The 19,695-nt window shown below is 73.9% G+C and carries 17 protein-coding genes; 3 read left to right on the plus strand and 14 right to left on the minus strand.

The annotated features are described in order from the left end of the window. Window positions 1–210: 210 nt before the first annotated feature. The 9 genes from ABZ873_RS02525 to rsmI all read right to left on the minus strand — a co-directional run bounded on the left by ABZ873_RS02525 (window position 211) and on the right by rsmI (window position 11,201). The gene (locus ABZ873_RS02525) at window positions 211–1,875 is read right to left on the minus strand and encodes a hypothetical protein (protein WP_360864106.1); all 1,665 of its coding nucleotides are present in this window, start codon (window positions 1,873–1,875) and stop codon (window positions 211–213) included. A 154-nt stretch (window positions 1,876–2,029) separates the two neighbouring features. Then, entirely contained in the window at window positions 2,030–3,829 is a 1,800-nt protein-coding gene (locus ABZ873_RS02530) for an ABC-F family ATP-binding cassette domain-containing protein (RefSeq protein WP_360864108.1), read from the minus strand. 28 nt (window positions 3,830–3,857) lie between these two features. Continuing rightward, complete coding sequence (locus ABZ873_RS02535) at window positions 3,858–5,189, minus strand: acyltransferase (RefSeq protein ID WP_360864110.1); 1,332 nt, start codon at window positions 5,187–5,189, stop codon at window positions 3,858–3,860. Window positions 5,190–5,366: 177 nt separating this feature from the next. Further along, window positions 5,367–6,287: a 4-(cytidine 5'-diphospho)-2-C-methyl-D-erythritol kinase gene (locus tag ABZ873_RS02540; protein ID WP_360864112.1), complete on the minus strand. Its 921-nt coding sequence runs from the start codon at window positions 6,285–6,287 to the stop codon at window positions 5,367–5,369. Continuing rightward, a complete protein-coding gene (gene rsmA / locus ABZ873_RS02545) occupies window positions 6,284–7,192 on the minus strand; it encodes a 16S rRNA (adenine(1518)-N(6)/adenine(1519)-N(6))-dimethyltransferase RsmA (RefSeq protein WP_360864114.1) in 909 nt (302 codons plus the stop codon). Before rsmA ends, ABZ873_RS02540 begins: the two co-directional genes overlap by 4 nt. Further along, window positions 7,189–8,640, minus strand: a complete 1,452-nt coding sequence (locus tag ABZ873_RS02550) for a ubiquitin-like domain-containing protein (protein ID WP_360864115.1) — start codon at window positions 8,638–8,640, stop codon at window positions 7,189–7,191. Before ABZ873_RS02550 ends, rsmA begins: the two co-directional genes overlap by 4 nt. 108 nt (window positions 8,641–8,748) lie before the next feature. Then, window positions 8,749–9,642: a TatD family hydrolase gene (locus ABZ873_RS02555; RefSeq protein WP_360864117.1), complete on the minus strand. Its 894-nt coding sequence runs from the start codon at window positions 9,640–9,642 to the stop codon at window positions 8,749–8,751. Between the two features lie 10 nt (window positions 9,643–9,652). Continuing rightward, a complete protein-coding gene (locus ABZ873_RS02560; protein WP_360864497.1) occupies window positions 9,653–10,042 on the minus strand; it encodes a hypothetical protein in 390 nt (129 codons plus the stop codon). A 265-nt stretch (window positions 10,043–10,307) separates the two neighbouring features. Beyond that, window positions 10,308–11,201, minus strand: coding sequence for a 16S rRNA (cytidine(1402)-2'-O)-methyltransferase (gene rsmI, locus ABZ873_RS02565; RefSeq protein ID WP_360864499.1), 894 nt, complete (start codon window positions 11,199–11,201; stop codon window positions 10,308–10,310). Window positions 11,202–11,391: 190 nt separating this feature from the next. Between rsmI and ABZ873_RS02570 the strand changes: the two genes are divergently transcribed. After that, on the plus strand, window positions 11,392–13,074 hold the full coding sequence (locus ABZ873_RS02570) for a phospholipid carrier-dependent glycosyltransferase (RefSeq protein WP_360864501.1): 1,683 nt from the start codon (window positions 11,392–11,394) through the stop codon (window positions 13,072–13,074). 55 nt (window positions 13,075–13,129) lie between these two features. On the opposite strand, the gene ABZ873_RS02575 is transcribed toward ABZ873_RS02570, so the two are convergent. After that, the gene (locus ABZ873_RS02575) at window positions 13,130–13,396 is read right to left on the minus strand and encodes a hypothetical protein (protein WP_360864119.1); all 267 of its coding nucleotides are present in this window, start codon (window positions 13,394–13,396) and stop codon (window positions 13,130–13,132) included. Window positions 13,397–13,628: 232 nt separating this feature from the next. Between ABZ873_RS02575 and ABZ873_RS02580 the strand changes: the two genes are divergently transcribed. Beyond that, window positions 13,629–15,251 carry a penicillin-binding transpeptidase domain-containing protein gene (locus ABZ873_RS02580; protein ID WP_360864503.1) on the plus strand — a complete coding sequence of 541 codons (1,623 nt, stop codon included), beginning with the start codon at window positions 13,629–13,631 and terminating at the stop codon, window positions 15,249–15,251. A gap of 36 nt (window positions 15,252–15,287) precedes the next feature. On the opposite strand, the gene ABZ873_RS02585 is transcribed toward ABZ873_RS02580, so the two are convergent. Genes ABZ873_RS02585 through ABZ873_RS02600 form a run of 4 tightly spaced genes read right to left on the minus strand, consistent with a single transcriptional unit; the run spans window position 15,288 to window position 19,080 of the window. Beyond that, window positions 15,288–16,445 carry a serine hydrolase domain-containing protein gene (locus tag ABZ873_RS02585; protein ID WP_360864121.1) on the minus strand — a complete coding sequence of 386 codons (1,158 nt, stop codon included), beginning with the start codon at window positions 16,443–16,445 and terminating at the stop codon, window positions 15,288–15,290. A gap of 28 nt (window positions 16,446–16,473) precedes the next feature. Then, on the minus strand, window positions 16,474–17,271 hold the full coding sequence (locus ABZ873_RS02590) for an ABC transporter ATP-binding protein (RefSeq protein WP_360864123.1): 798 nt from the start codon (window positions 17,269–17,271) through the stop codon (window positions 16,474–16,476). Continuing rightward, window positions 17,259–18,020, minus strand: a complete 762-nt coding sequence (gene cbiQ, locus ABZ873_RS02595) for a cobalt ECF transporter T component CbiQ (protein WP_360864125.1) — start codon at window positions 18,018–18,020, stop codon at window positions 17,259–17,261. Before cbiQ ends, ABZ873_RS02590 begins: the two co-directional genes overlap by 13 nt. A gap of 1 nt (window position 18,021) precedes the next feature. After that, window positions 18,022–19,080 carry an energy-coupling factor ABC transporter permease gene (locus ABZ873_RS02600; RefSeq protein WP_360864127.1) on the minus strand — a complete coding sequence of 353 codons (1,059 nt, stop codon included), beginning with the start codon at window positions 19,078–19,080 and terminating at the stop codon, window positions 18,022–18,024. Window positions 19,081–19,246: 166 nt separating this feature from the next. Here ABZ873_RS02600 and ABZ873_RS02605 point away from each other — a divergent pair, with 166 nt between their 5' ends. Beyond that, window positions 19,247–19,660, plus strand: a complete 414-nt coding sequence (locus tag ABZ873_RS02605; protein ID WP_360864129.1) for an SsgA family sporulation/cell division regulator — start codon at window positions 19,247–19,249, stop codon at window positions 19,658–19,660. Window positions 19,661–19,695: the final 35 nt, after the last annotated feature.

Here is a 19,695-nt window from a genome sequence, read left to right on the forward strand (position 1 = left end):
CCGGAGGGCGGCGCGGGCGGGCCCGCGGGGGGCGTGGGTGCGCCGAACCCGCCCGGCGCCGGGGCGGCCGGGGGAGGATCCTGCGGCGCTCCGAAGCCGCCGGAGGGCGGCTGGCTGGGGGGCGGCGGGGTACTCATCGGTTGCTGTTGCCTCTCGGTGGACGGCTCGTCGGGCGGCCGGTGGGACGCGTTGTCGGCGTTGTCGGCGTTGTCACTTGCCGAAGACCATCAGGAGCTTCTCGTCGGTGTCCCGTGCGTTCAGGCGGGACGTGGAGATGAAGAAGCGCCCGTCCACGTAGTCGGCCTGCGGGGAGTAGAAGGAGCTCTCGATCGGCGCGGAGGCGCCCGACGGGTTGCGCAGCAGCGCCGTGGGGGTGCTGCCGTCGGCCGGGACGGACAGGATCTCGCCGCCCTGGGCGTTCTCCGCCTTGCGGTAGGCGATCAGCTGCCCATTGGCCGCCTTGAGCGGGGTGATGGTGCGCCCCTCGCCCGCCGGGACGCGCCATTTGGCCTTGCCGGTGCCGAGGTCGAAGGCGACGATCTCGTTGGCCTTGCCGATCTCCGCCTTGGTGGGCAGGTAGAGGGTGTTGCCGTCGGCGACGGCGGTGGCGCAGCCCTGGAGCGCGTCGTCGTAGCTGATGCCGCACTCGGTGGGGAAGCTGCCCTCGGCGGAGAGGGTGGCGCGCTGCTTGCCGTCGGGGCCGAGGACCACGATGGAGCGTTCCTTCGTGGTGGCGTTGCCGAGGTCGAGGACGACCGGGTCGACCGAGTAGACCCGGGTGACCTTCCAGCCCTTGGGGAGGCGGAAGGTCCAGGTCTTCTTGCCGGTGAGCGGGTCGGCGTCCTGCACCTCGACGGTGCTGTCCTGGTCGTAGCAGGTGGCGACGCCGATCATCTTGCCGTTGCCGGTGGCGTAGGCGCCGGGGACGCAGCCCTCGGAGGGGCTGGCGAAGAGCTTGTCGCCGGTGCTGATCCGGAAGGCGGTGGCGCGGGTGAGCCGGTTGACGGTGACGGTGTCACCGGTCATGGCCAGGCTCGGGTCGAGGAACATGTCGAAGGCGCTCTCCTTCGTCACCTCCTTCGACCAGCCCGCCGCGCCCGCCTTGAGGTCGATCATGCGGATCTGGTTGCAGCTGGCGGTGTCCGAGGGGCCGTCCTCGAAGAGGACCACGGTCTTGCCGTCCTCGGTGGTCCGGGGCGTGGTGCCGCAGACATCGGCGGGGAAGTCGATGGTCCACTTCTCCTTGCCGTCGGCGACCGCGTAGCCCTTGACGGTCTTTCCGACGACCTTGGCCACGGTGTCGCCCACGACCCACTGGCCCTTGGAGGCGATGCCCGCCCCGGGGCCGTCGAGCTTGGCGGTCTTGAGCCAGAGGACCTTGTCCTCGCCCTGCTTGCGGCCGGCGTTGAGGTCGGTGGCCTGCGCGCCGCCGTCGCCGTTGCCGTCGCCCTGGTCCACGGAGGGGGAGCCGGAGGGCTTGGCGTCGCCCGGCTCCTGGGCGACGGGCTCCTTGGTGTCCTCGCCGCCGGAGAGGGCCACGTAGCCGACACCGCCGAGGACGAGTACGGAGGCCACCGCGGCCGCGATGACCAGCGTGAGCTTCTTCTTCGGCGGCATGCCGGGGCCGCCGGGCCCGGGCGGCTGGAGGCCGTGCGGCGGGTACGCGGCGACGGTGGGCGGCTGCTGCGGGTACGGCGGCTGCTGGGCGTAGCCGGGGTGCGGGCCCTGGCCGGGGTGCGGGGCCGGGCCGGGCTGCTGCGCGTACGGGTTGTCGCCCTGCTGCGGATACCCGTAGCCCGGCTGCGGCGGGCCGGGGAGGTGTCCGTAACCGGAAGGAGTCGGCGGCTGGTTCGGCGGCTGGGGCGGCTCGGTCATCAGCGCACTTTCGGCTTCTGGGGGGCGGGGAGGATGACCTTTCTATCACTGACGGCGTTCATACAACGGACCGGTCCGTCCCCTGTTCCCAAGGGAGGACCGGCCCGTGACGCCCTCGTTATCCGGCCGGTCGCGCCCGGCGGCCCCGGCGGATCTACGCCTCCTCGGCCAGCTCCAGCCAGCGCATCTCCAATTCGTCGCGGTCCGCGAGAAGTTCGCGCAGCTCCGCGTCGAGCTTGGCCACCTTGTCGTAGTCGGTGGAGTGTTCGGCGATCTGGGCGTGCAGGGCGCTCTCGCGGTCGGAGAGCTTGTTCAGCTGCCGCTCGATCTTCTGGAGCTCCTTCTTCGCGGCCCGTGAGTCACCGGAGGGGCTGGACTTGGCGGCCGCGGCGGGCGCGGGCGCCGGGGCGGCGGCCTCGATCATCTTCTGGCGGCGCTCCAGGTACTCGTCCAGGCCGCGCGGCAGCATCCGCAGGCTGGCGTCACCGAGCAGCGCCATCACGGTGTCGGTGGTGCGCTCGATGAAGAAGCGGTCGTGGGAGATGACGATCATCGAGCCGGGCCAGCCGTCGAGCAGGTCCTCCAGCTGGGTCAGGGTCTCGATGTCGAGGTCGTTGGTGGGCTCGTCGAGGAAGAGGACGTTCGGCTCGTCCATCAGCAGGCGCAGGATCTGCAGCCGGCGCCGCTCACCACCGGAGAGGTCGCCGACGGGCGTCCACTGCTTCTCCTTGGTGAAGCCGAACTGCTCGCAGAGCTGGCCGGCCGTCATCTCGCGGCCCTTGCCGAGGTCGACGCGGTCGCGGACGCGCTGGACGGCCTCCAGCACGCGCAGCGAGGGGTCGAGCTCCCCGACCTCCTGGGAGAGGTAGGCCAGCTTGACGGTCTTGCCGACGATGACCTGGCCGGAGGCGGGCTGGGTCTCGCCCTGGCTGCGGGCGGCCTCCGCGAGGGCGCGCAGCAGGGAGGTCTTGCCGGCGCCGTTGACGCCGACGAGGCCGACGCGGTCGCCGGGGCCGAGGTGCCAGGTGAGGTGCTTGAGCAGGGTCTTGGGTCCGGCCTGCACGGTGACGTCTTCCAGGTCGAAGACGGTCTTGCCGAGGCGGGCGTTGGCGAAGCGCATCAGCTCGGACTTGTCGCGCGGCGGCGGGACGTCCGCGATGAGCTCGTTGGCCGCCTCGATGCGGTAGCGGGGCTTGGAGGTCCGGGCGGGGGCGCCGCGGCGCAGCCAGGCCAGCTCCTTGCGCATCAGGTTCTGCCGCTTGGTCTCCTCGGTGGCGGCGATGCGGTCGCGCTCGGCGCGGGCGAAGACGTAGTCGCTGTAGCCGCCCTCGTACTCGAAGACCTCGCCGCGCTGGACGTCCCACATGCGGGTGCAGACCTGGTCGAGGAACCAGCGGTCGTGGGTGACGCAGACGAGGGCGGAGCGGCGGGTCCGCAGGTGGCCGGCCAGCCAGGAGATGCCCTCGACGTCGAGGTGGTTGGTGGGCTCGTCGAGGATCAGGAGGTCCTGCTCCGCGATGAGCAGCTTGGCGAGCGCGATACGGCGCCGCTCGCCGCCGGAGAGCGGACCGATGACGGTGTCGAGGCCCTGGCCGAAGCCGGGCAGGTCCAGGCCGCCGAAGAGTCCGGTGAGGACGTCGCGGATCTTGGAGTTGCCGGCCCACTCGTGGTCGGCCATGTCCCCGATGATCTCGCGGCGGATGGTCGCGGAGGGGTCGAGGGAGTCGTGCTGGGTGAGGACGCCCATGCGCAGCCCGCCGGACTGGGTGACCCGGCCGGTGTCGGGCTCCTCCAGCTTGGCGAGCATGCGGATGAGGGTGGTCTTGCCGTCGCCGTTGCGGCCGACGACGCCGATCCGGTCTCCCTCGGACACGCCGAGGGAGATACCGTCCAGCAGGGTACGTGTGCCGTACACCTTGCTGACTGCCTCGACATTGACCAGATTGACGGCCATCAGACGCGCTCCAGGGAAGGGGTGTGGATCAGCCCCTCAGCCTAACCCTCCGGGCCGGGGCGGATCGTTCCACCAGCCAGGCGCCCGCCACGGCCATTCCGATGGCCGCCGGTGCGGTGACGGGGAAGGCGATCAGGGTGGCGCTGTGCCCGTCGAGCAGCCCGCCGAGGCCGGTCATGGACAGCCCGAGCACCCCGAGCAGGCAGAGCGTGATCCCGAGGGCGGCCCGGCCCCCGGCGCCGCCCCCGTCGGTGACGGCGGAGGCCGCCCCGGGTGCCTCGAACCGGCGGAACAGCGCCACGAACAGCGCGGTCACCCCCACCGCGGCCAGGACCCGTACGGGCACCTGCGCCCACCAGGCCGCGGTGGCGGGGGCCGGCAGCTCCAGGCCGAGGCCGAGCTGGGCCCCGTACACGGTGAGCATGGCGGTGAGGTGCCAGAGGAAGGCGGTCATGGCGACCCCGTTGGCGGCGACCACCGCGCGCCAGACGCGGGGGCGCTCCAGCCAGACGCCGGCGGGCCGGGCGGCGAGCTGCACGGCCCCGACGAGCCACAGGCCGTGGCAGAGCAGGGCGAGGGTGGGCGGGGCCATGTTGGAGACCTTCTCGCCGGGCATCCCGACCATCGACAGCGGGTACGGCCCCCAGGCCACCAGCAGCACGGCCCCGGCCAGCCCGCCCGCGGCGAGCAGGGCGGGCCGGCGGATACGCCCGTCGGCGCGCAGGAACCCCAGCTGATGGACCGCGAGCCAGACGAAGGCGAAGTTCAGGAACTCGACGTACGGCACCCCGCCCGCGAAGCGCAGTACGTCGACCAGCGCGGCCGCCCCGGCCAGCGCGGCGAAGGCGGCCCAGCCGTACCGCTCGTGCAGCCGCAGCAGGGGCGGGGTGAAGGCGACCATGGCGAGGTAGATCCCGATGAACCACAGCGGCTGCGTCACCAGCCGCAACGCGGCCCCGGCCAGCGCCCCCTCGCCCTTCCCGGCGAGCTGCACACCGAGCGCGACGACGCCCCACACGAGCACGAACACCAGGGTGGGCCGCAGCAGCCGCCGCAGCCGGGCCCGCAGGAAGAGGGCGTAGACGGGGCGGCCGTCGTGACGGCGGGCGAGGGAGCGGTAGGAGAGGGCGTGCGAGAACCCGCCGACGAAGAAGAAGACGGGCATGATCTGCAACACCCAGGTGAGCACCTGGAGCGGCGGCACGAGGGCGAGCAGATTCCCTATCCCGTCGCCGCTGACGGCGGCCATGAGCCAGTGCCCCCCGATGACGGCACCGAGCGACGCGACCCGCAACAGATCGACGTACCGGTCCCGCCCGGAGGGCGTGGCGGCGGCCATGTCCCGCACAGAAACACTCATCCCCCCACGCTGCCCGCACCCCCGAGGGGCCCGACAGGGCGCAGGTACTCAACTGGCGCCTGAGTACGCGAAGTCCGGGCGGGACCACATCCAGCCCCGCCGGCGTTCGAGGCGCGGGGTCCGGGGCGGCGCCCCGGGAACGCACCCGCGGGCTGCGACCGGCCGCGGCCCGCCCTCTCAGGCCGACAGCACCACGGCCCCCGGCACCGGCCCCACCGCCACCCGAGTGGCCCGGCACACCCCGGCCCCCTCCAGCGCGGCCACCACCTTCGCCGCGGCCACCTCGTCCGCCACCAGGAACGCGGTCGTCGGCCCGGACCCCGACACCAGCGCGGCCACCGCCCCACCGCCCAGCCCCGCGTCGAGCGTCGCCGCCAGCGAGGGCCGCAGCGAAACCGCCGCCGCCTGCAGGTCGTTCGTCAGGCTCGCGCCCAGCGCCCCCGCGTCCCCGGAGGCCAGCGCGGCCAGCAGCACCGGCGAAGCCACCGGCTCCGGCACGGCCCGCCCCTCGGCCTCCGCCAGCCGGTCGAACTCCCGGAAGACGGCCGGCGTGGACAGCCCCCCGTCCGCCACGGCGAACACCCAGTGGAAGGTCCCCGCCTCGACCGGCACGAGCAGTTCCCCGCGCCCCGTCCCGAGCGCGGCCCCGCCGACGAAGCTGAACGGCACGTCGCTGCCCAGCTCGGCGCAGATGTCCAGCAGCTCCTCCCGCGGGCTGTCCAGCCCCCAGAGCGTGTCGCAGGCGAGCAGCGCCGCCGCCCCGTCCGCGCTGCCGCCCGCCATGCCCCCGGCGACGGGGATGTTCTTCGCGATGTGCAGGTGAACGGCCGGTTCGATGCCGTGCCGCGCCGCCAGGAGCTCCGCGGCGCGCGCGGCGAGGTTGCTGCGGTCCAGGGGGACCTGGTCGGCGTCGGGCCCGGCGCAGCTCACGGTCAGCGCCTCGGCCGGGGTGGCGGTGACCTCGTCGAAGAGGGAGACGGCGAGGAACACGTTGGCCAGGTCGTGGAAGCCGTCGGGGCGCGCGGCGCCCACCGCCAGCTGCACGTTGACCTTCGCGGGCACCCGTACGGTCACGGCCCGCGTCGCGGGGGCGGTCACAGCGCGGCCCCCGCCTCGGGCCGGTGCTCGGCGATCGCGGCGAACTGCTCCACCGTCAGGGACTCCCCGCGGGCCTGCGGCGAGACCCCGGCGGCGACCAGCGCGGTCTCGGCGCCCGCCGCCGAACCGGCCCAGCCGGCCAGCGCGGCGCGCAGCGTCTTGCGGCGCTGCGCGAAGGCGGCGTCGACGACGGCGAAGACCTGCTCCTTGGTGGCGGTGGTCTTGATCGGCTCGGTGCGGCGCACGAGGGAGACGAGCCCGGAGTCGACGTTCGGCGCGGGCCAGAACACCTTGCGGCCGATGGCTCCGGCGCGCTTGACCTCGGCGTACCAGTTGGCCTTGACGGAGGGCACCCCGTACACCTTGTTGCCCGGTTCGGCGGCGAGCCGGTCGGCGACCTCCGCCTGCACCATGACCAGGGTGCGCTCGATGCTGGGGAAGCGGTCGAGCATGGTCAGCAGGACGGGCACGGCCACGTTGTACGGCAGGTTCGCGACGAGCGTGGTCGGCGCGGGCCCGGGCAGCTCGGTGACGAGCATCGCGTCGGAGTGGACCAGCGCGAAGCGGTCCTTCCTGGCGGGCATCCGGGCCTCGATGGTGGCGGGCAGGGCGGCGGCGAGGATGTCGTCGATCTCGACGGCGACGACCCGGTCGGCGGCCTCCAGCAGCGCGAGCGTCAGCGAGCCCAGCCCCGGCCCGACCTCGACGACGACATCGTCGGGCCGGACCCCGGCGGTGCGCACGATCCGGCGCACGGTGTTGGCGTCGATGACGAAGTTCTGCCCCTTCTGCTTCGTCGGCCGCACGCCGAGGGCGGCGGCCAGCTCCCGGACGTCGGCCGGTCCGAGAAGGGCGTCGGGGGTGTGGGGGGAGGTGCTGTCGGGCTGCTGCTCTGCGGTGCTCACCGGTAAAGCGTACGGCCGCAGTGCGGCCACGGGGTCGCGCCCCTTTGCACGTAGAGCTTCTTCGCCCGGTACGTCTGTTCCGCGCCCGGGGCGTCCTGGGGGCGGCCGGTGCCGCCGAGGCCCTGCCAGGTGCGGACGTCGAACTGGTACAGGCCGCCGTAGGTGCCGGAGGGGTCGGTGGCGGAGGGGCGGCCGCCGGATTCGCAGCGGGCGAGGGCGGCCCAGTCGAGGCCGTCGGCGCCGGAGACCGAGTCGGGCAGGCGCCGGGTGCCGATGCGGACCAGCTGGGTGACGGGCTCGCGGACCACCTCGTCGGCGACGGGGCGCGGCTTCTGGCGGACGCCGTTGACGGTGCGCAGGCTGTAGGTGACCCGGCGGGCGCCGGGGCGGCCCGCGCGTTCGACGACCTCGGTGCCGGTGAACAGGTCCGGGTCGCGGACCTCCTCGGTGGCGAAGGGGATGCGTTCCTCGCGGACCTCGTGGGTGCCGGTGATGCGCAGGACGGTGACGGTCTGGCCGTCGCGCGGGAAGTCGGCGGGCGGCACGGAGGTGGTGTCCTGGTCGCCGAGGGTGATGCCGGCCTGGTCGAGGGCTTCGAGGACGGTGGCGGCGTTGGTACGGATGGTGCGCTCGCGGCCGTCGGCCATGAAGGTGACGCTGCGCTCGGTGCGCACGCCGAGGGTCAGGCCGGAGCGCGGGACGGGTGCGGTGCGCGGGCTGGAGAGGTGGGCGCCTTCGGCGCGGATGCCGAGCTGGCGCAGGGCGCCGTCGACGGTGCGGGCGGTGGTCCACACCTGGCTCCGCCGGCCGTCGACGGTCAGGTTCAGGGGGCGGCCGTAGCGGACGACGACCTCCTCGCCGTCGTCGAGGACGTCGCCGGGGGCGGGGGCGACCAGGTCGTGGGGGCCGATGTCCAGGCCCTCGGCGGTGAGGAGGGCGTCGACGTCGCCCGCGAAGGTGTGCAGGGTCCGGGGGACGCCGTCCACGGTGAGCCGTACGGATTTGTCGGCGGCGACGAAGGCGGTGGTGCCGCCGGCGAGGAAGGCGACGACGAGCGCCTGCGGCACGATCCGCCGCCAGGTCCCGGCGCCCTGCCCGCCCGCCGCGCCCCCGGCCCGCCGCCGTCCGGGGCCGCCGGGTGCGGGCAGGACCGCGGTGGTGGCGGCGGCCGGCCGGCGGCGGCCGCGCCCCGCATCCTCGGGCGGAGTGGCCGGGTCCGGCGGGGCGGGCGCCCCGCGCCTGCGGCCGGGGCCCGGGACGGCCGGCGGGGGCGGACCGGGCGGGAGCCCGGCCCCCGGGCGGCCGCCGTGGCCCGGCCGGTCCGGGAGGGTCGCCGGGCCCGGGTGGGGGGCGCGACGGCGGCCGGGGCCGCGGGGGACGGGGACGGCCGGCATCGTGTCCTGGAGGGCCGGGTCGGGTTCCCCCCGGCTGCCCTGCGTTTCGCTCACGACGCTCGCTCCCCTGGTGGTCCGGCACCCGCTGGCCGGGGGCACGGCACCCTAGCGGAGCGGCCGTCACGCTTCAAAGTCGTACGACTACGCAGGGTGCGGGAGCGTTCAGTAGGCGAAGGCGCGCGCCGTGTTGGCCGCCAGGGCCGTGGCCATGGCGTCCTCGTCGATGCCGCGGACCGCCGCCATGGCCCGTACCGTCAGCGGAATGAGGTACGGGGCGTTGGGCCGTCCGCGGTACGGCGCCGGGGTGAGGTAGGGCGCGTCGGTCTCGACGAGGACCCGCTCCAGCGGGGCCACGGCCAGCGCCTCGCGCAGCGGCGCGGCGTTCTTGAAGGTGACGGTCCCGGCGAAGGAGAGGTAGTAGCCGGCGGCCGCGCATGTGCGGGCCATGTCGGCGTCGCCGGAGTAGCAGTGAAAGACGGTGCGCTCGGGCGCGCCCTCCTCGCGCAGGATGCGCAGGACGTCGGCGTGGGCGTCGCGGTCGTGGATGACGAGCGCCTTGCCCTGCCGCTTGGCGATCTCGATATGGGCCCGGAAGGACAGCTCCTGCGCGGCCACGCCCTCCGGTCCGGTACGGAAGTAGTCCAGCCCGGTCTCGCCGACCGCTTTGACGTGGGGCAGCGCGGCCAGGGCCTCGATCTCGGCGAGCGCGTCGTCGAGCGCGGCCCGCCCCCCGCCCGGCCGGGCCCCCTGCCTGGACCAGCCGTCGGGGTCCCCGTGCACGATGCGGGGCGCCTCGTTCGGGTGGAGGGCGACGGCCGCGTGCACGTTCTCGTACGCGGCCGCGGTCTCGGCGGCCCACCGGGAGCCCTTCACGTCGCAGCCCACCTGCACGACGGTGGTGACGCCCACCGAGGCGGCCTTGGCCAGGCCCTCCTCGACGGTGCCCGCCTGCATGTCCAGGTGGGTGTGCGAGTCCGCGACCGCCACCCGCAGGGGTTCGGGCAGCGGCGGCGGCGCGTCCTTGGAGGCGGCGGAGGAGGCGGGGGAAGGGCTCATGGAACCGATCTTATGACCGCCGGAAGAGCCCCTTCAGCCGGGCGCGGAGCCCCCGCCCCTCCTCGGCCCCGCCGGCGGCGGCCGCTCCGGGCGTCCCGCCGTGGCCGGGGTGGCGGCGCTGCTTCGGGGTGCGGGGGGTGTCGGCCCCGGCGGGGACGGGTCCGGCGATGCCGGGGGCGACGCGGTGGTGGTAGAGGTGGTCGATCATCCCGAGCACGGAGGAGACCTGGCCCGCGCGCATGATCCGTACGATGTGGCCGCCGCAGTTCAGGCAGGTGGGGTTGGACAGGGGTGAGGGCACCCGTTCGCCGTCGGCCTTGTACATGATGAACGGCTCGCCCTTGGCGTCGACGTGGTGCTCTATCTCGTACGCCTGCTCCCAGCCGTAGCCGCACTTCATGCAGGCGAAGGAGTACGCCTCGTGCACGGTGTGCAGGTCGGGGCCGGAGAACACGGCGGGGGCCGGGGCGGGGACGGGTAGCGGGGTGTCTGCGATCTCACTCATGCCAGCTCCTTTTGTTCCACTGGTGCCATTGCCAGTGGACGCCTCGGCGGGCGGGAGCGCATCAGGCCATGTCCAGTATTGGACGGTCTTTGGGCGGATCATTCCCAAAGTGCCCGGCGCCGGGTCCGGGCTTTGCCTTTCGGAGCAGCTCTTTACCGGTTTATGGCGCCTTTTGAGCCGCATTCTTTGCCGCCACCACCGCGTCGAACACCTCCCGCTTGGGTACGCCCGCCTCGGCCGCGACCGCCGCGATGGCTTCTTTGCGACGCTCCCCCGCCTCCTCGCGGACCTGCACCCGGCGCACCAGCTCCGCGTCGTCCACATCGCCGGGGCCGGCCGCCGGGGCGCCCTCCACCACGACGGTGATCTCCCCGCGCACCCCCTCGGCGGCCCAGGCGGCGAGCTCTCCGAGGCTGCCGCGCTTGACCTCCTCGTAGGTCTTGGTCAGCTCGCGGCAGACCGCGGCCCGCCGGCCCGCGCCGAAGACCTCGGCCATCGCGGCCAGGGTGTCGTCGAGCCGGTGCGGGGCCTCGAAGTAGACCAGGGTGCGCCGCTCGCCCTCGACCTCGCGCAGCCGGCCGAGGCGTTCCCCGGCCTTGCGCGGCAGGAAGCCCTCGAAGCAGAACCGGTCCACGGGCAGCCCGGACAGTGCCAGCGCGGTGAGCACGGCGGAGGGGCCGGGCACCGCGGTGACCTTGATGTCCCGCTCCACGGCGGCGGCGACCAGCCGGTAGCCCGGGTCGGACACCGAGGGCATGCCGGCGTCGGTGACCAGCAGCACGCGCGCGCCGCCGGCCAGCGCCTCGACCAGCTCCGGGGTGCGCGCGGACTCGTTGCCCTCGAAGTACGAGACCACGCGCCCGGTGGTGTGCACCCCGAGCCCCTGCGTAAGCCGGCGCAGCCGCCGGGTGTCCTCGGCGGCGACGACATCGGCCCGCTCCAGCTCGGCGGCCAGCCGCGGCGGGGCGTCGGCGAGGTCACCGATGGGGGTGCCGGCGAGCACGAGCGTGCCCGCCGGGCCGTCGGCCGGGGTGCCGGGGGAAGGGGTTCGGATACCGCGGGGCTGGTCAGTCGTCACCCGCCCATCCTCTCAGCCGCGCGGCCCGCCGCCCCCCCGCCACTGGGGCGCACACAGATCTCTTCCCTACGATGTGCCGGTGACCAGTACCGCGACGCCGCCGCCCAGCCCCGCGGGGGCCCCGCCCTCCGCGACGGCGGGCCGCGAAGAAGAGCCGCCCACCTGGCTGCGCCGCCTGCGCGGCTTCGGCTACGCGCCGGCCGCCGCGGCCTCGCCGCGCGCGGACGTCCGCGCCCGCCTGGTGCCCCCGTACACCAGGCCGTCCCGGCAGCTGTGGCTGACGCTGGGGCTGGGGCCCGAGGTGTGGGGGATGTGGCAGCGCGTCATGGCCTGGGCGGGGCCGGTGCTCGTGGCGCTGGTGGCCGGGGTGCTGCGGTTCGTGCACCTGGGCAGCCCGAAGGCGGTGATATTCGACGAGACGTACTACGCGAAGGACGCCTGGGCCACGATCAAGCAGGGCTACGAGGCGAACTGGCCGAAGGACATCGACAAGTCGATCCTTGCCAACCCGGACGGGGTCGCCCTCCCCGTGGACCCGGGCTATGTGGTGCACCCGCCCGTCGGGAAGTGGGTCATCGGGCTCGGCGAGTGGATGTTCGGCTTCACCCCCTTCGGCTGGCGGTTCATGACCGCCGTGCTCGGCACCCTGTCGGTGCTGATGCTGTGCCGGATCGGCCGCCGCTTGTTCCGCTCGACGTTCCTGGGCTGCCTGGCGGGCGCGCTGCTCGCGGTGGACGGGCTGCATCTGGTGATGAGCCGTACGGCGCTGCTGGACCTGGTGCTGATGTTCTTCGTCCTGGCCGCGTTCGGGGCGCTGCTCATCGACCGCGACCGGGCGCGGGCCCGGCTGGCGGACGCGCTGCCGGTGGACGAGGAGGGCCGGACCAGGCCCGACGCGAGGATCGCGGAGACGCTGCGGCTGGGCTGGCGCCCGTACCGGATCCTGGCCGGGGTATGCCTGGGGCTGGCGGCGGGGACGAAGTGGAACGGCTTCGTCGTACTGGCCTTCTTCGGGGTGCTCACCGTGCTGTGGGACGCGGCCGCGCGGCGCACGGCGGGCGCGGGTGCCCCGTACGCGGCGATGCTGCGGCGCGACGCGCTGCCGGCGTTCGTGTCGACGGTGCCGGTGGCGGTGCTGACGTACGTGGCCTCCTGGTCGGGCTGGATCTTCAGCCCGGACAACGGCAAGGGCGGCTACCTGCGCGACTGGGCGGCCAAGCACGACCAGGGAAGCTCGCTGTCGTTCCTGCCGGAGTGGGTGCGCAGCCTGTGGCACTACGAGACCGAGGTGTACAACTTCCACGTCGGGCTGACCTCGGGGCACACCTACGAGTCCAACCCGTGGAGCTGGCTGGTGCTGGGCCGGCCCGTCTCGTACTTCTACGAGTCCCCCGCGCCCGGCACCGACGGCTGCCCGGCGACGGAGGCGGGCAAGTGCGCCCGCGAGGTGCTGGCCCTGGGCACGCCGATGCTGTGGTGGGCGGGCTGCTTCGCGCTGCTGTACGTGCTGTGGCGCTGGCTGTTCCGCCGCGACTGGCGGGCGGGCGCGATCGCGTGCGCGCTGGGCGCGGGCCTGCTGCCCTGGTTCAACTACCAGGAGCGGACGATCTTCTACTTCTACGCGGTGGTCTTCGTCCCGTACCTGTGCCTGGCGGTGGCGATGATGATCGGCGCCCTGCTGGGCCCGGCGGGCTCGACGGAACGCCGCCGCGCCCTGGGCGCGATCGGCGCGGGCGTCCTGGTCCTGCTGATCGTGTGGAACTTCATCTACTTCTGGCCGATCTACACGGGCCAGACCTTGCCCATGGACTCCTGGCGCGGCCGCATGTGGCTGGACACCTGGGTCTAGCAAGCGCACGCGAGGGGCCCGGCACCGCTTGGCGCCGGGCCCTTTCGTGTGGGTGTCACGGGGCAGCCGCGTTGCAGGCCGAGGCGGCCACGTCCTTGCTGGCGCCGACCGCTGTGAGGCTGGCGGAGCAGCTGGGCTGGTTGCCGTTGTGGCCCTGGTAGCACGCCTCCGCGACGCCTTCCGTGGTCTTGGGGCTGTGCTGGGCGACGTACTGCTCGCACGCCTTCACGTCCGCCTGGGCGGACGGGGCGGCGAGGACGGTACCGCCGACGGCGAGGGCCAGGCCGGCGAGGATGCTCGGGATACGGGCCGACGGACGCATGCGGATGCACCTGCTCTCTCGGATCGGTGAGACGGGCCGCGCGCGGGTCGCCCTTCCGACGCTAGAACACGGCCCCGGCGCCTGCACGTTGGGGCGGGCGGGGCCCGGGGGGCGGGGCGGGAGAAGGTCCCGGTCCGGTAACAACAACACACCGTCCGACTCCGGCGAGTAAGGTCAGCCCCAGATATTCCTGAACGCGTTCAGGAATGCTGACTCATGGGGGATGACAGAAGTGAACGGAGCGGCAAGGGGCGCCCTGATCGGCGGGGTCTTCCTCGCGATGGTCGGGGGCGCCGGATACGGGGTGTACGCGCTGGTCGGTGACACCGGCAGCGGCGGGGAGGGGACCACCGCGCTCTCCGGGGGCAGCGGCCCCGTCAAGGAGAAGGAGGCCGCGGCGGCCGCGAAGGCGTTCCTCGACGCCTGGGCCTCCGGGGACGAGCGGGCCGCGGCCGATCTGACCAACAACCCGGCGGCCGCGCAGGGTGCCGTCGCGGACTTCCGGACCAAGGCGTACGTGTCCAGGGCCGTGATCACCCCCGGCCCGGTGAACGGCGCCCTCGTGCCCTTCACCGTCCAGGCGGAGATCACCTACGAGGGCGTGACCAAGCCCCTCGCCTACGACTCCCAGCTCACGGTGGTACGCGGCCTGACCAGCGGCAAGCCCCTCGTCGACTGGCAGCCCTCGGTGCTCCACCCGCAGCTGCAGAAGGACGAGAAGCTGCGGGCCGGCGCCCCGGCGAGCCCGCCCGTGAAGGCCGTCGACCGCAACGGCGAGGAGCTGACCCCGGAGAAGTACCCCTCGCTGCGCCCGGTGCTCGACCAGCTGCGCCAGACCTACGGGGGCCGGGCGGGCGGCAGCGCGGGCGCCGAGCTGTGGATCGAGCCGGCGGCCGCGGACGCGCCGAGGCGCAGCCTGCTGACCCTGGTCGCGGGCGAGCCGGCCACCCTGCGCACCTACCTCGACGCGAAGGTGCAGGCGGCCGCCGAGCAGGCGGTGACGAAGTTCCCGGAGGCTTCGGTGGTCGCGGTCATGCCGAGCACCGGGCATGTCCTGGCCGTCGCCAACCACCGCAAGGACGGCTTCAACGCGGCGATGACCGGCAACCGGGCCCCCGGCTCCACGATGAAGATCGTGACCGGCGAGATGCTGCTGGACCGCGGCCTGGTCGCCGCCGACAAGCAGGCCGAGTGCACCAAGGACGTGTCCTGGGGCGGCCGGACCTTCCACAACCTCAAGAACTTCGAGGACCCGGGCGCCACCTTCGCGACCAGCTTCGCCCGGTCCTGCAACACCGCCTTCATCAAGCCGATCAAGCACGTGAACGACGACGCGGCGCTGGCGGACGAGGCCCGGGAGGTCTTCGGCATCGGCCTGGACTGGAAGACGGGGGTCAAGTCCACCGACGGCAAGGTCCCGGTGGCGACGGGCGCCGAGGAGGCCGCCGGGTACATCGGGCAGGGGAGGATCACCATGAACCCGCTGAACGTCGCCTCCATCACCGCGACCGCCCGCACCGGCGTCTTCCGCCAGCCGCTGCTGGTGGCGCCGGATCTGGACGGCCGGCGGATCGCCACCGCCGAGCGGCGGATGAAGCCGGCGGTGCAGCAGCAGCTGGTCTCGATGATGCGGCTGACGGCGAAGAGCGGCACCGCGCGCGAGGCGATGGCCTCGGTGGGCGGCGACAAGGGCGCGAAGACCGGTTCCGCCGAGGTCGGCGGGGCGGGCGAGGCCCCCGACAGCTGGTTCACCGGGTTCAGCGACGACCTGGCCGCGGCGGCCATGGTCGAGGGCGGCGGGCACGGCGGCGAGGCCGCGGGCCCGATCGTCGCCCAGGTGCTGAACTCGCGCTGAACCTCTCGCTCCGGGCCCGGCCCGCCGGCGAACCCGTCAGAGGGCCGACTTGAGCGCCCGTACGAGCGCCTGCGCGCGCGGGTCCGCCGTCACCGACTTCGCCAGGGCGTTGGTGACGTAGCCGAAGGCGATCCCGGCCTCCGGGTCGGCGAAGCCCAGCGATCCGCCGCGCCCGGGGTGCCCGAAGGAGGCGGGCGAGAGCAGCGGCGAGGCCGGGCCGTGCAGCATGTAGCCGGCGCCGAAGCGGGTGTTCACCACCAGCACCCGGTCCGGGCCCGCCGCGTGCTCGCGGGCGGCGAGGGCGGTGCTGGCCGGGGTGAGGATCCGGGCGCCGTCCTCGACCACGCCGAGGGTGGCCGCGTAGAAGCGGGCCAGGCCGCGGGCGGTCCCGATGCCGTTGGAGGCGGGCAGCTCGGCGGCCCGGTAGGCGGGGTCGTTCTCGTCGGGCAGCGGGTCGATGGCGGCGAAGGCCCGGCGGGTGAGCGAAGCCGGGTCGGCGTACGCCTCGGAGACATTGCGGCGCGGCCGGGTCCGCAGCACCCCGGCGGTCTCCGGCGGGTCCACCGGGGCCACCCGGCCCACGCGGTGGGCCTCGGACTCCGGTATGCCGATCCAGAAGTCCAGGCCCAGCGGCTCGGCGATCTCCTCGGCCAGGACGGCGCCCAGCGTGCGGCCCGTCACCCGCAGCACCAGCTCGGACAGCAGCCAGCTGTAGGTCTGCGCGTGGTAGCCGTGCGCGCCGCCCGGCTCCCAGAAGGGGCGCTGGGCGGCGACCGCGGCGGCCCCCGACACCCCGTCCGCGGCTTCGGCGGCGCTCAGCCTGCGGTCCAGGGCCGGGACGCCGGCCCGGTGCGCGAGCAGGTCCCGTACGCGCACCCGCTCCTTGCCGCCCGCCTTGAACTCGGGCCAGTACGAGGCGACCGGCGCGTCCAGGTCGAGCAGTCCGCGCTGGTGCAGCAGCAGCGGCACGGCCGCGGCCACGCCCTTGGTGGCGGAGCGGACGATCTGCGCGGTGTCCTCGGTCCAGGGCGCGGTGCCGTCGGCGTCCTTGGTGCCGCCCCAGAGGTCGACGACCTTGCGGCCGTCGCGGTAGACGGAGACGGCCGCGCCCCGGTCCCCCAGCACCTCGAAGTTGCGTACGAACGCGTCCCTGACGGGCTCGAAGCCCTCCGCCACCACACCCTGGATGTCCACGTGCGGTGCAACACCGCCGGACCGGTGCTTATGCCACCGATACCGAGCGGGGGTCGAAGCCGAAGGGCAGCTCCAGCCGGTGGGCCCGCATCAGGTCCTCGTCGCACAGCAGGTCCTGGGTGCGGCCGTCCGCCGCGATGACCCCCTCGCTGAGGACCACCGCGCGCGGGCAGAGCTCCAGCGCGTAGGGCAGGTCGTGGGTGACCATCAGCACGGTCACGTCCAGGGAGCGCAGGATGTCCGCGAGCTCGCGGCGGGAGGCCGGGTCCAGGTTGGAGGAGGGCTCGTCCAGGACCAGGATCTCCGGCCGCATGGCGAGGACGGTGGCCACCGCGACCCGGCGGCGCTGCCCGAAGGACAGGTGGTGCGGCGGCCGGTCGGCGTAGGCGGCCATGCCGACCTGCTCCAGCGCGGCCCGGACCCGCTCCTCCAGCTCGGCGCCGCGCAGTCCGGAGGCGGCCGGGCCGAAGGCCACGTCCTCCCGTACGGTCGGCATGAACAGCTGGTCGTCGGGGTCCTGGAAGACGATGCCCACCCGGCGCCGGATCTCCGCGAAGTTCTTCTTCTCGACGGGCAGCCCGGCCACGGACACGGTGCCGACGCCGCCGCCGAGGATGCCGTTGAGGTGCAGGACGAGGGTGGTCTTGCCGGCGCCGTTGGGGCCGAGCAGGGCCACGCGCTCGCCGCGTCCGACGCTCAGGTCGACGCCGAAGAGGGCCTGGTGGCCGTCGGGGTAGGCGTAGGCGAGGCCGCTGACCTCCAGCGAGGGGACGCGGGGGGCGGGTGCGGCGGTCGGCTCAGGTGTCTCGGGGGTCACAGGGTCCATCCCATCAGACAGACGGCGAGCGCCGTCACGGGGAGCACGGCCGCGTACGCCCACTGGGCGCGGGTGGCCGCGACCTCGTCGATCACCGGCATGGAGCCGGTGTAGCCGCGGCTGACCATCGCGAGGTAGACCCGTTCGCCGCGCTCGTAGGAGCGGATGAACAGCGCCCCGGCCGTCTTGGCGAGCACCCCCCAGTGCCGGATCCCGCTCGCCTCGAAGCCGCGGGAGCGGCGGGCGACGGACATCCGCCGCAGCTCGTCCCCGATGACATCGCCGTACCGGATCATGAACGAGGCGATCTGTACGAGGAGGGGCGGCAGCCGGAGCCGTTGCAGGCCCAGCAGCAGCGCCCGCAGCTCGGTCGTGGAGGCGAGGACGACGGAGGCGGCGACGCCCAGGGTGCCCTTGGCCAGTACGTTCCAGGCGCCCCACAGGCCGGAGACGCTGAGGGACATGCCCAGCACCTCCACCCGCTCCCCCTCGGCGACGAAGGGCATGAGCACGGCGAAGGCGACGAAGGGGATCTCGATCAGCAGCCGCTTGAGCAGGTAGCGGGCCGGGATCCGGGCCGCGGCCGCGACCCCGGCGAGCAGGAGCGCGTACAGGCCGAAGGCCCACACCGCCTCCCGCGGTGTGGACACGACGACCAGCACGAAGGCGAAGGTCGCGGCGAGCTTGCAGTGCGGGGGCAGGGCGTGGACCGGCGACTGCCCCGGCCGGTAGAGCCTGTGGGCGTGGCCGGCACCCACGTCAGCCGACCGGGGTGGAGGCGGGCGTGGCGGCGGGCTCGTCGGCGCGGCGGCGGCGCACCACCCAGAAGATCCCGCTGCCGACGGCGACGGTGCCGGCGACGCCGATCACGCCCGCGAGGCCGGTGGAGAGGCTTTCGTTCTCGACGTCCTTGACGGCGTAGTCGGCGAGCGGGGAGCCGGCGGTGGCGTGCTCGTACTGGTCGGCCTTGGCGTCGATGCCCTTGTCGGCGGCGACCTTCTCCAGGCCGTCGGGGCTGGCGGAGGCGTAGGCGGAGACCAGGCCGGCGAGGACGAGGGCGGTGGCCAGGCCGGTGGCCCAGACCTTCTTCGTGGAGCGGGCGGCGGCCGGGGCGGGCGCGGCGGCCGGGGCGTCGACCAGCTCGCCGCCGACGCGCAGCTTGAGCGGGGAGGCGAGCCCGCGGGCCCCGTGCACCAGGTCGGGGCGGACGGCGATGACGGCGCCGACGGTCGCGGCGGTGATCACGGCCTCGCCGATCCCGATGAGGACGTGCACGCCGACCATGGCGGTGAGCACCTTGCCGATGGGGACGTCGGTGGTACCGCCGACGGCGTAGACGGCGGTGAAGGCGGCGGCCGCGGCGGGCACCGAGAGCAGGGCGCCGGCGAAGGCGGCCACGGTCACGGAGCGGCGGCTGCCCGGCAGGACCTTGAGCAGCCCGCGGAAGAGCAGGTGCGCGACGACGACGGTGACGACGCCCATGACGGTGATGTTCACGCCGAGCGCGGTGAGGCCGCCGTCGGCGAAGAGCACGCCCTGCATGAGGAGGACGACGGAGACGCACAGCACGCCGGTGTAGGGGCCGACGAGTATGGCGGCGAGCGCGCCGCCGAGGAGATGGCCGCTGGTGCCCGCGGCGACGGGGAAGTTCAGCATCTGGACGGCGAAGATGAAGGCGGCCACGAGGCCGGCGAGCGGCGCGGTGCGCTCGTCGAGCTCACGGCGGGCACCGCGCAGGCTCACCGCGACCGCGGCGGCGGCCACGACACCTGCGGCCACCGATACAGGTGCGTCGATGAATCCGTCGGGTACATGCATGGAAGTCACTCCGCTCTTCGCACCATCTTCAACCTTTCAAGAATGTGCTCAGTTGCGAACCGGTAGCAAGAGCGTCCGCATCACAAATAGGCGGTCGCGTTCTCGTGGGAATGTGCGAGGCTGGAGAACAAGCGGACCATATGTGCCGATTTGAGGAGTCTTGTCGATGTCTGCCACCGCCGAGAACCTCCCCCTGAACGCGACGACGGCCGGTCAGACGGCCGCAGCCCTCGTCGAGGAGCGGGTCCGCGCCCGTGTGATCACCGACGATCCCCTCTACCGGGCCATCCCGGTCGCCCTGCGCTTCACGCCGGACGAGCCGCTGGCCGTACGGATCGTCTTCCCGGCGGGGCTCTCCCCCGAGGGCACCGACAACGAGTGGGTCTTCCCCCGGGCCCTGCTCGAAGCGGGCCTCCAGGCGCCGACGGGCACCGGGGACGTCCGCGTATGGCCCTGCGGCCGGGTGCAGGCGGTGGTGGAGTTCCACTCCCCCGAGGGGGTCGCGGTGGTGCAGTTCGACATCGCGGCGCTGCGGCGTTTCCTGCGCCGCTGCTACGCCCCCGCCACCCGCCCGGCGTAAGCGGACGGCCCCGGCCCGCCCGACGGCCCGGCTCA

Origin of the sequence: Streptomyces sp. NPDC047014 (assembly GCF_040644195.1) — a bacterium.
Lineage (GTDB): Bacteria > Actinomycetota > Actinomycetes > Streptomycetales > Streptomycetaceae > Streptomyces.